The 12,360-nt window shown below is 71.9% G+C and carries 8 protein-coding genes; 5 read left to right on the top strand and 3 right to left on the bottom strand.

The annotated features are described in order from the left end of the window. Positions 1-72: 72 nt before the first annotated feature. The 3 genes from KJK29_RS04320 (at position 73) to KJK29_RS04310 (ending at position 5,108) form a co-directional block, all read left to right on the top strand. The gene (locus tag KJK29_RS04320) at positions 73-2,028 is read left to right on the top strand and encodes a Xaa-Pro dipeptidyl-peptidase (protein WP_215117320.1); all 1,956 of its coding nucleotides are present in this window, start codon (positions 73-75) and stop codon (positions 2,026-2,028) included. After that, on the top strand, positions 2,025-3,302 hold the full coding sequence (locus KJK29_RS04315; RefSeq protein WP_215117318.1) for a M14 family metallopeptidase: 1,278 nt from the start codon (positions 2,025-2,027) through the stop codon (positions 3,300-3,302). The genes KJK29_RS04320 and KJK29_RS04315 overlap by 4 nt, the downstream gene beginning before the upstream one ends. Positions 3,303-3,383: 81 nt before the next feature. Beyond that, positions 3,384-5,108, top strand: a complete 1,725-nt coding sequence (locus KJK29_RS04310) for a BCCT family transporter (RefSeq protein WP_215117316.1) — start codon at positions 3,384-3,386, stop codon at positions 5,106-5,108. A 407-nt stretch (positions 5,109-5,515) separates the two neighbouring features. On the opposite strand, the gene KJK29_RS04305 is transcribed toward KJK29_RS04310, so the two are convergent. Further along, positions 5,516-6,490 (bottom strand): FAD-dependent oxidoreductase, encoded by a 975-nt coding sequence (locus KJK29_RS04305; RefSeq protein ID WP_215117314.1) that lies wholly within the window; start codon positions 6,488-6,490, stop codon positions 5,516-5,518. Between the two features lie 66 nt (positions 6,491-6,556). Here KJK29_RS04305 and KJK29_RS04300 point away from each other — a divergent pair, with 66 nt between their 5' ends. After that, positions 6,557-7,579 (top strand): oxidoreductase, encoded by a 1,023-nt coding sequence (locus tag KJK29_RS04300; RefSeq protein ID WP_215117312.1) that lies wholly within the window; start codon positions 6,557-6,559, stop codon positions 7,577-7,579. A gap of 25 nt (positions 7,580-7,604) precedes the next feature. After that, positions 7,605-9,245, top strand: a complete 1,641-nt coding sequence (locus KJK29_RS04295; RefSeq protein ID WP_215117310.1) for an ABC-F family ATP-binding cassette domain-containing protein — start codon at positions 7,605-7,607, stop codon at positions 9,243-9,245. On the opposite strand, the gene KJK29_RS04290 is transcribed toward KJK29_RS04295, so the two are convergent. Then, positions 9,242-9,790, bottom strand: a complete 549-nt coding sequence (locus KJK29_RS04290) for a putative glycolipid-binding domain-containing protein (RefSeq protein ID WP_215117309.1) — start codon at positions 9,788-9,790, stop codon at positions 9,242-9,244. The two genes, KJK29_RS04295 and KJK29_RS04290, sit on opposite strands and share 4 nt — an antisense overlap. 89 nt (positions 9,791-9,879) lie before the next feature. After that, on the bottom strand, positions 9,880-12,273 hold the full coding sequence (locus tag KJK29_RS04285; RefSeq protein WP_215117308.1) for a Tex family protein: 2,394 nt from the start codon (positions 12,271-12,273) through the stop codon (positions 9,880-9,882). Positions 12,274-12,360: the final 87 nt, after the last annotated feature.

The following is a 12,360-nucleotide window of genomic DNA, read 5'->3' as shown; positions in this document are numbered from 1 at the left end:
GCCTTCCCGGGACACGCCGGTCCGTCAGCTGCCCTCTTCTGAACAGGAGTTCACCGATGTAGCGTCCGGCGCATGCCGAAACGCACGCGCTTCACGACCTGGAGACCGCTCGCGACGGCGGCCACCGCCGCCCTCTTGGCCACCCTGCTCACCCCGGCCGCGGCCCAGGCCGCCCCGCGCGGGAGCGAACCCGTCTACTCGTACGACAAGGCCGTCCGCGAGGCCGTCTGGGTGGACACCGGACTCGACGGCGACGGCGACGGAAAGGCCGACCGGGTCGCCGTCGACATCGTCCGCCCCCGCGAACCCGCCCGGCAGGGCCGCAAGATCCCCGTCATCATGGACGCCAGCCCGTACTACTCCTGCTGCGGGCGCGGCAACGAGAGCCAGCGCAAGACGTACGACGCGAACGGCGACGTCGTGCAGATGCCGCTGTACTACGACAACTACTTCGTGCCCCGCGGCTACGCCTTCGTCGGCGTCGACCTGGCCGGAACCAACCGCTCCGACGGCTGCGACGACGTCGGCGGCCGCTCCGACATCCAGTCGGCCAAGGCCGTCGTCGACTGGCTGAACGGCCGCGCCAAGGCCTATACGACCCGCACCGGCGCCACCCGTGCCAAGGCCGGCTGGACCAACGGCCGCACCGGCATGATCGGCAAGAGCTGGGACGGCACCATCGCGGGCGGCGTCGCCGCCACCGGCGTCAAGGGCCTGAAGACCATCGTCCCGATCAGCGCCATCTCCTCCTGGTACGACTACTACTTCCAGCAGGGCGCCCCGCTCTACGACTCCGGCCCCGAGTGGCTGTCCGACTACGTCAACAGCCCCGACGCCCGCGAGAAGTGCGCCGCCGTGCAGCAGAAGCTCGTCGACGGGGCCCCGCGCACCGGCGACTGGACCCCGCTGTGGACCGAGCGGGACTACGTGAAGAACGCGAAGAAGGTCAGGGCCAGCGTCTTCCTGATCCACGGCATGCAGGACCTCAACGTGCGCATGAAGCACGTCGGCCAGTGGTGGGACGCCCTCGCGCAGCACGGCGTCGACCGCAAGATCTGGCTCTCCCAGACCGGCCACGTCGACCCCTTCGACTTCCGCCGCGCCACCTGGGTCGAGACGCTGCACCGCTGGTTCGACCACGAACTCATGGGCTACGACAACGGCATCGACCGCGAGCCCATGGCCGACATCGAACGCCACCCCGACCAGTGGAGCACCTCCGAGGTCTGGCCCCCGTCCGGCACCCGGGCCACCACCCTGCGTCCCGACCGGGGAGCCCAGCCCGGCGTCGGCACTCTCGGCCTGCACCGCGGCCACGGCACCGAGACCTTCACCGACGACCCCGGGCTGAGCGAGACCGACTGGGCCGCCGGCATCGACAAACCGACAGTGGAGAAGGCCGGTTTCGCCACCGGGCCGCTCAGCCGCGGCCTGCGCCTGTCCGGCTCCTCGAAGGTCACCGTCACCGCCACGCCCTCCACCCCGACGGCCCATCTCTCCGCCGTCCTCGTGGACATCGGCCCCGACACCATCCGCGACTACGCCGACGCCGGCGAAGGGATCACCACCCTCACGAACCGCACCTGCTGGGGCGCGAGCACCGCCGGCGACAGCTCCTGCTTCAAGGAGGCGAAGGCCAAGACCGCCGACGTCGACTACACGGTCGTCAGCCGCGGCTGGGCCGACCTCGGCACCCACGCCTCGGCCGGCAAGGGCTCACCGCTCACCCCGGGCAAGCGGTACACGATCACCCTCGACCTGGCGGCGACCGACCACATCGTCCCGAAGGGCCACCGGCTGGCGCTGATCGTCGCGGGCACCGACAAGGGCCTCATCGACCCTCCCGCCGACACACCGAAGCTCTCGCTCGACCTCTCCCGCACCTCGGCCGACGTGCCGTTCGTCGGCGGAACCGCCGCCTTCGCCCGCGCCACCGCGGGTGCCGCGCTCACCCCGCCCGTCGCCGCACTCCTCGACGGCGTACGGGAACCGCGCACCGCCCACCGCGTCCCGGAGGGAACCCCGTGAACCGCGTCCGCGTCCTGACCCTGACCGCCGCCCTCGCCGCCTCCCTGGTGGCCGTCCCCGCCCAGGCGGCCTCGGCCGGCGACGCCCCGCCGCGCACCGGCTTCGAGCGGACCGACGGCGCCCGCTGGACCACCCAGCCCGAGGAGCAGGACTTCCTCAGGGCCGTCGACCGCTCCAGCGGCCGGGTCTCCCTGACCCGCTTCGGCACGACGAAGCAGGACCGCCCGCTCCAGCTCGTCAGGATCGGCACCCGGCCGAGCCCGAACAAGGTGCTCCTCGTGTGCAGCCAGCACGGCGACGAGCCCTCCGGCCGCGAAGCCTGTCTCACCACCGTCCGTGATCTCGCCCACGCCCGCGACAGCCGCACCCGGCGCTTCCTGGACCACACCACCGTCCTCGTCGTGCCCACCGCCAACCCCGACGGCCGGGCCGCGAACACCCGCGGCAACAGCGACGGCGTCGACATCAACCGCGACCACCTCGCCCTCGAGACCGCCGAGGGCCGCGCCCTGGCCGCGCTCATCCGCGACCAGCGCCCCGACATCATCTACGACCTGCACGAATACGGAGCAACACCCCAGTACTACGACAAAGCGCTCTTCGACCTCTGGCCGCGCAACCTCAACACCCACGACGCGGTCCACGGCGAGGCGAAGACCCTCTCCGAGGCCTACGTCCGCCCCGCGGCGCAGCGGGCCGGCCACACGACCGGCACCTACGGCATCTGGACCGACCCCGAGACCGGCGAACCGATCAAACAGGTCGCCGGAGACGGACAGGAGCGCATTCTGCGCAATATGTCCGGTGTAAAGCACTCGGTCGGGCTGCTCATCGAGAGCCGGGTGGACCCGCTCACCGAAGCGGAGAAGGCGGACGAGGCGCTGAACAACCGGCGCCGGGTCACCTCCCAACTGGACGCCCTCAAGGGTCTGTTCGGGTACACCGAGCAGCGCCGGGACCGCATCGAGGCGACGACGGACAAGGCCCGGCTCGCCGGCTACACGGCCACCGGCCCCGTCTACGTCGGCGGCGCCGACAACGACGTGCCCGAACCCGCCGAGGTGATCCAGGACCCGCCCTGCGGCTACCGGCTCACCGCCGCGCAGTACGCCGAGGTCGGCGACGAACTGGCACTGCACGGTGTGCGCGTACGACGGGACGCCGAGGGTGTGCTCGTACCCCTGCGCCAGCCCCTGCGGGCGCTCGTCCCGCTGCTGCTCGACAAGCGGGCCACGTACCACCTGACGGAGACCGAGTCCGAAACGCAATGTTGAAAGGGGTGTAATCGCGCCACACGTGGTAGGGGCGTTACGGAGGATTTACCTTCCTCCTACGTTCAATGAAAGGTGCCGCCAGTGACACACGACCGACCAAGCGAGAACGATCCCCAGGGGGGAGGCGCGCTGCCGGGTTCGGAAGCCGGCCTCCCCGGTCAGGAGGGGCCCCAGACCGACCGGATCGTGTTCGGTGTCACGGCGGCTCTCACCCTCGCCTTCGTGATCTGGGGCGCCACGGCGACCGACTCGCTCGAATCCGTCTCCTCCAGCATGCTCAGCGGGCTGATGCACAACGGCGGCTGGGCGTTCATGCTCGCCGCCTCCGGCTTCGTCGTGTTCGCCCTCTGGCTCGCGATCAGCCGTTACGGCCGTATCCACCTCGGTGCGGAGGGTGAGGAGCCCGAGTTCCGCACGGTGTCCTGGGTCGCGATGATGTTCAGCGCGGGCATGGGCATCGGCCTGATGTTCTACGGCGTGAGCGAGCCGCTGTCGCATTACTCGACGGCCCCGCCGGGCACCGACCCGGCCGACTCCGGCGAACGCATGGAGACGGCCATGGCCACCACCCTCTTCCACTGGACGCTCCATCCCTGGGCGATCTATGCCGTGGTGGGCCTCGCCATCGCCTACAGCACCTTCCGCAGGCGGCGCCGCCAGACCATCAGCGCCGTCTTCACCCCGCTCATCGGCAAGAAGCACGCGAACGGCTCCGCCGGCCGCGTCATCGACATCCTCGCGATCGTCGCGACCATCTTCGGCTCCGCCGCGTCCCTGGGACTCGGCGCGCTCCAGATCGGCTCCGGTGTGCAGGAGCTGAAGTGGATGGACAAGGTGAGCACCGGGCTGCTCGTCACGATCATCGCGGTGCTGACCCTGGCCTTCGTCGCGTCGGCGATCTCCGGTGTGGAGAAGGGCATCCAGTGGCTGTCCAACACCAACATGGTGCTGGCGCTGGTCCTCGCCCTGTTCGTGTTCGTGGCGGGCCCGACCATCATCGTCCTCGACCTGCTGCCGACGTCGGTCTTCGCCTACCTCGGCGACCTGCCCCAGCTGGCCGGCCGTACGGAGGCCAGCGGCGGGGAGGGCGTCGCGGACTGGCTGGGCAGCTGGACCGTCTTCTACTGGGCGTGGTGGATCTCCTGGACGCCGTTCGTCGGCATGTTCATCGCCCGCATCAGCCGGGGCCGGACCATCCGGCAGTTCATCGGCGGCGTCATCCTCGTGCCCAGCACGGTCAGCCTGATCTGGTTCGCGATCTTCGGCGGCTCGGCGATGAAGCTGCAGGAAGAGGGCAGGCTCGGCAAGGAGGCGACCGCGGAGGGGCAGCTCTTCGACGTGCTGCAGCAGTTCCCCATCGCCACCGTCACCAGCCTGCTGGTGATGGTCCTCGTCGGCATCTTCTTCGTCTCCGGTGCGGACGCGGCGTCGATCGTCATGGGAACGCTCTCGCAGAAGGGCGCGCTCGAACCCGGCCGCCTCGTGGTGGTGTTCTGGGGCGTCGTCACCGGTGCGGTGGCCGCGATCATGCTGCTCGTCGGCAGCGGCTCGGGCGACGCGCTGACAGGTCTGCAGAACCTCACCATCCTCGCGGCGGCGCCGTTCGTCGTCGTGATGACCTTCATGTGCGTCGCCCTCATGCGCGACCTGCGCCGCGACCCGGTGATCGTGCGTGAGCAGATGGGCTCCGAGGCCGTCGAGATGGCCGTCATGGAAGGCCACACGAAGTACGACGGCGACTTCGAGTTCCGCGTCGGCCCGGGCCGAGGCCCGGACGTCGAGGGCGACCCCATCGGCAAGCACTGACCCGAGCGCCCGCCCTACCGGATGCCCCCCGACCGGGGCGTCGGAGCCCTCACAGCTCCGATGCCTTCGGCCGGGGGCATCCGGCTTTGGCGGCCCGGGCGTACTTGGCCGGGGCACTGCGGGCTCCACGCCCCCGGGCCCTTGCCCGCACCCGCGCGGGCACCCTTGCGGCTGGTGCGGCTGGTGCGGCCGGGCCGAGGCCATTCGGGCCGAGTGGCCCGTCCGCCCGGCCCCGCGCCCGTCCGCCCGGCCCCGCGCCCGTCCGCCCGGCCCCGCGCCCGTCCGCCCGGCCCCGCGCCCGTCCGCCCGGCCCCGCGCCCGTCCGCCCGGCCCCGCGCCCGTCCGCCCGGCCCCGCGCCCGTCCGCCCCGCCCGGCGGCGTCCACCCCGCGCCCCTGCTGGCGGCGGTCAGCCGCGCAGCGACCCGTCGTCTCCGTCGCACACCAGCCGCGCCGCCTCCTCCGCGCACCCCCATGCCACCGTGACGCCCGCGCCGCCGTGGCCGTAGTTGTGTACCAGGAGGCGGCCGTCCGGCAGGGCGTCGCGGTGCAGGCGGACCGCCGGGCGGGTGGGGCGGAGTCCGACGCGGTGTTCCAGGACGCGGGCGGCGGTGATCTCCGGGCGTAGGGCCGCGCAGCGGCGGATGATCGCCTCGGCCGTCGCGGGGTCGGGCTCGGGGGACCACGCGTCCTCCTCCGCCGTACCGCCGAGGACGAGCCCGCCCGGCTGCGGAAACAGGTACGCGTAGTCCCCGGCCGCGTCGGTGGAGACGAGCCATTCGTCGATCCCGGGGTTCTCCACGACCACCAACTGCCCGCGCACCGGCCGCACGGACGGATCCGGCACCAGCTCCCGCGCCCCCAGCCCCGTGCAGTTGACCACGACCGGGGCGTCGGCCTCCGCGAACGAGGACACCGTACGAGCCTCGACCACCCCGCCAGCCGCTATGAACCGCTCCCGCAGCCACGGCAGATGAGCCGGCATGTCGATCAGCGGCAGCCGGGCCCGGACGCCCGTCCCCGCGTACTCCCCGGGAGTGGCCGTCCGCAGCCCCGGCACCCGCCCCGCCAGCCACCCGCCGACCTCGTCGAGACGGGTCTCGCCCAGTACCCCTTCGACCAGGCGTACGCCGGTCGCTCCGGGCCGCGCCGCCAACTCCTCGTAGATCTCCAGCGACCGCAGTGCCCACTCACGCGCGAGCGCGACCGGCTCGATCCGGTAGGGCCACCACAGCGCCCCCGCGACCGCGGAGGTGGTCGCCTCGACGGCGTCCCGCGTCCACACCCGCACCCGCCGCCCGCGTTCGGCCAGCACCACCGCGGTCGTCAGCCCGACGACCCCGCCACCGACCACCACGATCTCGTCACTTCGTTCGCCCGCCATCCCGGGACCGTAGCGGAATGTGTCATGCCGTGCTCACATCACGCGCAGTATGGGGATACTCACAGTATGTGTGCCGCATACGCGACCTTCGGCCTGGCTCCCGCGATGCGGGCCGGCGGAGTTCTCCACGACGGTGGTTACCAGGTCCACCGGGACTTCGTGGACTTCATCGTCGACGGACGCCCGCTGCTGTTCCGGCTCTCCGACCTCGACGCGGTCTCCCCGCTCGCCTCCGACGTCCCGCCCGCCATCTTCACCGCACAGGTCCGCAGCCTGCTCCTGGAGAGCCCGGCACCCCTGCCCGACGGCCGCTACGTCGTCTACGGCTGCCCCGAGTGCGAGGACCTGGCCTGCGGAGCCGTCACCGCGGTCATCCGGCAGGACGGCGAGGACTTCATCTGGCGGGACTTCGCCTGGCAGACCGACGAACACGCCGACCTCGACCTCAACGGCTACCACGGCATCGGCCCGTTCCGCTTCCGCGGCGCCGAGTACCGCACCGCTCTGAACGCCCTGCTGAACGGCTCCGCCCCCGACACCCGGCGCCGCGTCCTGCTGATCGGCGCCCGCGTCGCCGTCCTGGCCAAGCTCGCCGCGGCGTTACGCACCATCGGCGTCGGGGCCGACATCGCCCACGACGCCGACGGAGTGCCCGCCGACGAGTTGCGCGCCTACGGAGCCGTCGCCTTCGGCCACGCGATCGGAGAGCGGGACCGCGCCGCCGTCCGCCGCGCCTTCGAGGAGGCCGAGGTGCCCGTCGCCTACGTCGACGGACTCGCCCCGATCGTCCCCCTCCTCGTCGCCCAGATCGAACACGCCCTGGACCAGGGACCGGTGGCGCGGCGCCGTCTCACCGGCCTGACCGCCGCCGACGGCGGGGCCGACATCGAGGTCACCTCCGCCTGCCGGGTCACCCTCACCGCGTACCGCCTCGACCGGCTCTCCCGCACCCACACCCACGACGTCTTCGACGGCGTCCTCGAACCGGGCCGCCACCGCGTCGCCCTCGACGCCGGAGCGGTGAAGGGACGGTCCTACATCGTGGCGCGCACCTCCGGAAGTGTCCTGGTGACGGCGGTGACCCACTGAGCGGCCCAGTAAAATCGGCGATCTGATGACTGCCACCCTCGTCGCCAAGAACCTCGCCGCCGGCCACGGCGACCGCTCCCTGTTCACCGGGCTCGACCTCGTCGTCGCGCCCGGCGATGTGATCGGCCTGGTCGGAGCCAACGGCGCCGGCAAGTCCACCCTGCTCAGGATGCTCGCCGGACTCGTCGCACCCGAGCAGGGCGAACTGCGCCTGTCCCCGCCGACCGCCACCGTCGGACACCTCCCGCAGGAACCGGAGCGCCGGCCCGGCGAGACCGTCCGGGCGTTCCTGGCCCGCCGCACCGGAGTCGCCGAGGCCCAGCGGACCATGGACGAGGCGACCCAGGCCCTGGTCGACGGCGCCCCCGGAGCCGACGACGCCTACGCCACCAGCCTGGAGCGCTGGCTCGGCCTCGGCGGCGCCGACCTCGACGAACGCGCCGAGGAGGTCGCCGACACCCTCGGCCTCGCGATCGACCTGGACCAGCCGATGACGTCCCTGTCCGGCGGCCAGGCCGCCCGCGCGGGCCTCGCCTCCCTGCTGCTGTCCCGCTACGACGTCTTCCTCCTCGACGAGCCGACCAACGACCTCGACCTGGACGGCCTGGAGCGCCTCGAACGCTTCGTGAGCGGCCTGCGCGCCGGCACGGTGGTCGTCAGCCACGACCGCGAGTTCCTCACCCGCACCGTCACCAAGGTCCTCGAACTCGACCTCGCCCAAGGGCAGATCAACCTCTACGGCGGCGGCTACGACGCCTACCTCGAGGAACGGGACGTCGCCCGCCGGCACGCCCGCGACGAGTTCGAGGAGTACGCCGACAAGAAGGCGGCCCTCCAGGACCGCGCCCAGACCCAGCGGTCCTGGATGGACAAGGGCGTGAAGAACGCGCGCCGCAAGGCGGGCAACGACAACGACAAGATCGGCCGCAAGTTCCGCAGCGAGGCCAGCGAGAAGCAGGCCGCGAAGGCCCGCCAGACCCAGCGCATGATCGAGCGCCTGGACGTCGTCGAGGAGCCGCGCAAGGAGTGGGAACTGCGCATGGAGATCGCGTCGGCCCCGCGCTCGGGCGCCGTCGTCGCGACCCTGCGGGACGCCGAGGTACGCCGCGGCGACTTCGTCCTCGGCCCGGTGTCCCTCCAGATCGACTGGGCGGACCGGGTGGCGGTCACCGGCGCGAACGGCGCCGGCAAGTCCACACTGCTCGCCGCCCTGCTCGGCCGCGTCCCCCTCGACTCCGGGCACGCCGCGCTCGGCTCGGGTGTCCTGCTCGGCGAGGTCGATCAGGCCCGCAAGCTGTTCCACGGCCAGGAGGCCCTGCTCGACGCCTTCCGGGCGGCCGTCCCCGACACCGAACCGGTCGAGATCCGCACCCTCCTGGCCAAGTTCGGCCTCAAATCGGAACACGTCCTGCGCCCGGCGGCGACCCTCTCCCCGGGCGAGCGCACCAGGGCCGCCCTGGCGCTGCTCCAGGGCCGGGGCGTCAACCTCCTGGTCCTCGACGAGCCGACCAACCACCTCGATCTGCCCGCCATCGAGCAGCTGGAGTCGGCCCTCGACGCCTACGAGGGCACGCTCCTGCTGGTCACACACGACCGCCGCATGCTGGACGCCGTCCATGTGACACGCCGCCTGGAGGTCGCGGACGGCAAGGTGACCGAGCGCTAACGCGCCGTCAGACGGTCGGCGAGGGAGGGGTAGTCCACGACGTACCCCTCCTCGTCGACCTCCAGGTCGCTGCGGAAGTCACCTGAGGCGAAACGGACCCGCCCGGGCCCCAGATGCGTGTACGTCTGCCGCGACGGCCGCACCGTCAGGTCCGGCACCGACACCCAGGCCATCAGGAACTCCCGCTCCCCGGGTGCCTGATGAAGCCCGTGCCGCAGCACCGGCATGGTGTTGGTGAGCGGACACAGCCCGAGATCGCAGTCGAGAGCGCCGTCGACGTCGGGGAGCGGCTCACCGTTCGCGGTCCATCGGCCGTCACCGTCGTGGAGCAGATCGAGCGAGCGGGTCCCGTCGGCGGACTCGGTGGTCACCCGCAGCCGACGGGTCACGAAGCGATCAGCGGTGTCGAGTTCGTACGTGACCCAGTACGGCTCGGGCACGGTCCCGACAGCCCGCCCACGCGCCCGCAACAGGCCGTCCCCTTGCTCGGCCCAAGCGGTCTCGAACCCCTGACTCGCGGACACTTCCCAGGTGATGGCACGCATCCAGCCACCCTAGAACGGAAGGGGCGCGGGGAACTTGCGCGACCAGCCACAACGGCCCCCGCAGCTCCCCACGACCCCCGGCGAAGCCGTCAGCGACGACCGTTCTTCGGATCGGCCAGGCCCGCGCGGCGCAACGCATCGGCCATGGCACTGTTCGCAGGCGGCGGCGCCTGACGCGAACCACCACCACCGCCGCCACGCTGCCGCTGCTGCGGCGGACGACCGCCCCGCTGCCGGCGCTCACCGCGCTCACCGGAACCGCTGCCCTGGCCCTGCGAGGCCGCCGCCTCGTCGTCCAGCCGCAGCGTCAGTGAGATCCGCTTGCGCGGGATGTCGACGTCGAGGACCTTCACCTTCACGATGTCCCCGGGCTTCACCACGTCCCGCGGGTCCTTGACGAACGTCTTCGACATCGCCGAGACATGCACCAGACCGTCCTGGTGCACACCGACGTCTACGAACGCCCCGAAGGCCGCGACGTTCGTCACGACGCCCTCCAGGACCATCCCGGCCGCCAGGTCGGAGATCTTCTCCACGCCCTCCTGGAAGGAGGCCGTCTTGAAGCCCGGACGCGGGTCGCGGCCCGGCTTCTCCAGCTCCTTCAGGATGTCGGTGACGGTCGGCAGACCGAACGTCTCGTCCACGAAGTCCTGCGGCTTCAGCGAGCGCAGCGCACCGGTGTTGCCGATGAGCGCGCCGACCTCCTGGCCGCTGGTCTTCACCATGCGCCGCACGACCGGGTAGGCCTCCGGGTGCACGCTGGACGCGTCCAGCGGGTCGTCGCCCCCGCGGATCCGCAGGAAGCCCGCACACTGCTCGTACGCCTTGGGGCCGAGCCGCGCCACCTTCTTCAGCCCGCCCCGGGAGGTGAACGGCCCGTTGGTGTCCCGGTGCGCCACGATGTTCTCGGCGAGCCCGGAGGTGATGCCGGAGACCCGGGCGAGCAGCGGGGCCGACGCCGTGTTGACGTCCACGCCCACGCCGTTCACACAGTCCTCCACCACCGCGTCCAGCGAACGCGACAGCTTCAGCTCGGACAGGTCGTGCTGGTACTGGCCGACGCCGATCGACTTCGGGTCGATCTTCACCAGCTCGGCCAGCGGGTCCTGCAGCCGGCGCGCGATCGACACGGCGCCGCGCAGCGACACGTCCATGTCGGGCAGCTCCTGCGAGGCGAACGCGGACGCCGAGTACACGGAAGCGCCGGCCTCGGACACCATCACCTTGGTGAGCTTCAGCTCCGGGTGCTTGGTGATCAGTTCACCGGCGAGCTTGTCGGTCTCGCGGGACGCCGTGCCGTTGCCGATGGCGACCAGCTCGACCGCGTGCTCCTTGGCGAGCCGGGCCAGCTTGGCGACGGCCTCGTCCCAGCGGTTGGCGGGGACGTGCGGGTGGATGACGTCCGTGGCGACGACCTTGCCGGTGGCGTCCACGACGGCGACCTTCACACCCGTACGGAAACCGGGGTCCAGGCCGAGCGTCGCGCGGGTGCCCGCCGGGGCCGCGAGCAGCAGGTCGCGCAGGTTCGCCGCGAAGACCCGCACCGCCTCGTCCTCGGCGGCCGTGCGCAGCCGCAGCCGCAGGTCGATGCCGAGGTGCACGAGGACGCGGGTGCGCCAGGCCCAGCGGACCGTGTCCTTCAGCCACTTGTCGCCGGGGCGGCCCCGGTCGGCGATCCCGAACCGGTTCGCGACGATCCCCTCGTAGGACGACGGGCCGTCCGTGGCCTCCTCGGGCTCCAGGGCCAGTTCGAGGACTTCCTCCTTCTCGCCGCGCAGCATGGCCAGCACGCGGTGCGAGGGCAGCTCGGTGAACGGCTCGGCGAAGTCGAAGTAGTCGGCGAACTTCGCGCCCGCCTCCTCCTTGCCGTCCCGCACCTTGGCGGCCAGTCGCCCGCGCACCCACATGCGCTCGCGCAGCTCGCCGATCAGGTCGGCGTCCTCCGAGAACCGCTCGGTGAGGATCGCCCGGGCGCCGTCGAGGGCGGCCTGTGGATCGGCCACGCCCTTGTCGGCGTCGACGAACGCGGCGGCCGCGGCGAGGGGCTCGACGCCCGGGTCACCGAGCAGCCCCTCCGCCAGCGGCTCGAGACCCGCCTCGCGGGCGATCTGCGCCTTGGTGCGCCGCTTGGGCTTGTACGGGAGGTAGATGTCCTCCAGGCGCGCCTTCGTCTCGGCGCCCCGGATCCGCGCCTCCAGCTCCTCGGTGAGCTTGCCCTGCTCGCGCACCGACTCCAGGATCGCCGCCCGCCGCTCCTCCAGCTCCCGCAGATAGCGCAGCCGCTCCTCGAGGGTGCGCAGCTGCGCGTCGTCGAGCATCTCGGTCGCTTCCTTGCGGTAGCGAGCGATGAAGGGCACCGTGGAACCGCCGTCGAGCAGTTCCACGGCGGCCCTGACCTGCCGCTCCCGTACGCCGAGCTCCTCGGCGATCCTGCCTTCGATGGTCCCTGCGTTGATGGACCCGTTGGACCCGGGTGTCGTCACGATCCCGTACCGCCTTCTCCACTGAGGTTGCGCGGCAATTGTGGCAGGTGACACCGACACTCGGGGGCCAGGGCGGTACCCCCGGCA

The sequence above is a fragment of the Streptomyces koelreuteriae genome (assembly GCF_018604545.1).
Taxonomy (GTDB): Bacteria; Actinomycetota; Actinomycetes; order Streptomycetales; family Streptomycetaceae; genus Streptomyces; species Streptomyces koelreuteriae.
The sequence above is the reverse complement of the archived record's forward strand: the minus strand, read 5'-3'. Positions and strand labels throughout refer to the sequence as shown.

Coding starts and splice junctions, on each gene's coding strand:
- KJK29_RS04300 (WP_215117312.1), top strand. CDS start 6,557: ATGTGTGCCGCATACGCGACCTTCGGCCTGGCTCCCGCGATGCGGGCC.
- KJK29_RS04320 (WP_215117320.1), top strand. CDS start 73: ATGCCGAAACGCACGCGCTTCACGACCTGGAGACCGCTCGCGACGGCG.
- KJK29_RS04295 (WP_215117310.1), top strand. CDS start 7,605: ATGACTGCCACCCTCGTCGCCAAGAACCTCGCCGCCGGCCACGGCGAC.
- KJK29_RS04290 (WP_215117309.1), bottom strand. CDS start 9,790: ATGCGTGCCATCACCTGGGAAGTGTCCGCGAGTCAGGGGTTCGAGACC.
- KJK29_RS04305 (WP_215117314.1), bottom strand. CDS start 6,490: ATGGCGGGCGAACGAAGTGACGAGATCGTGGTGGTCGGTGGCGGGGTC.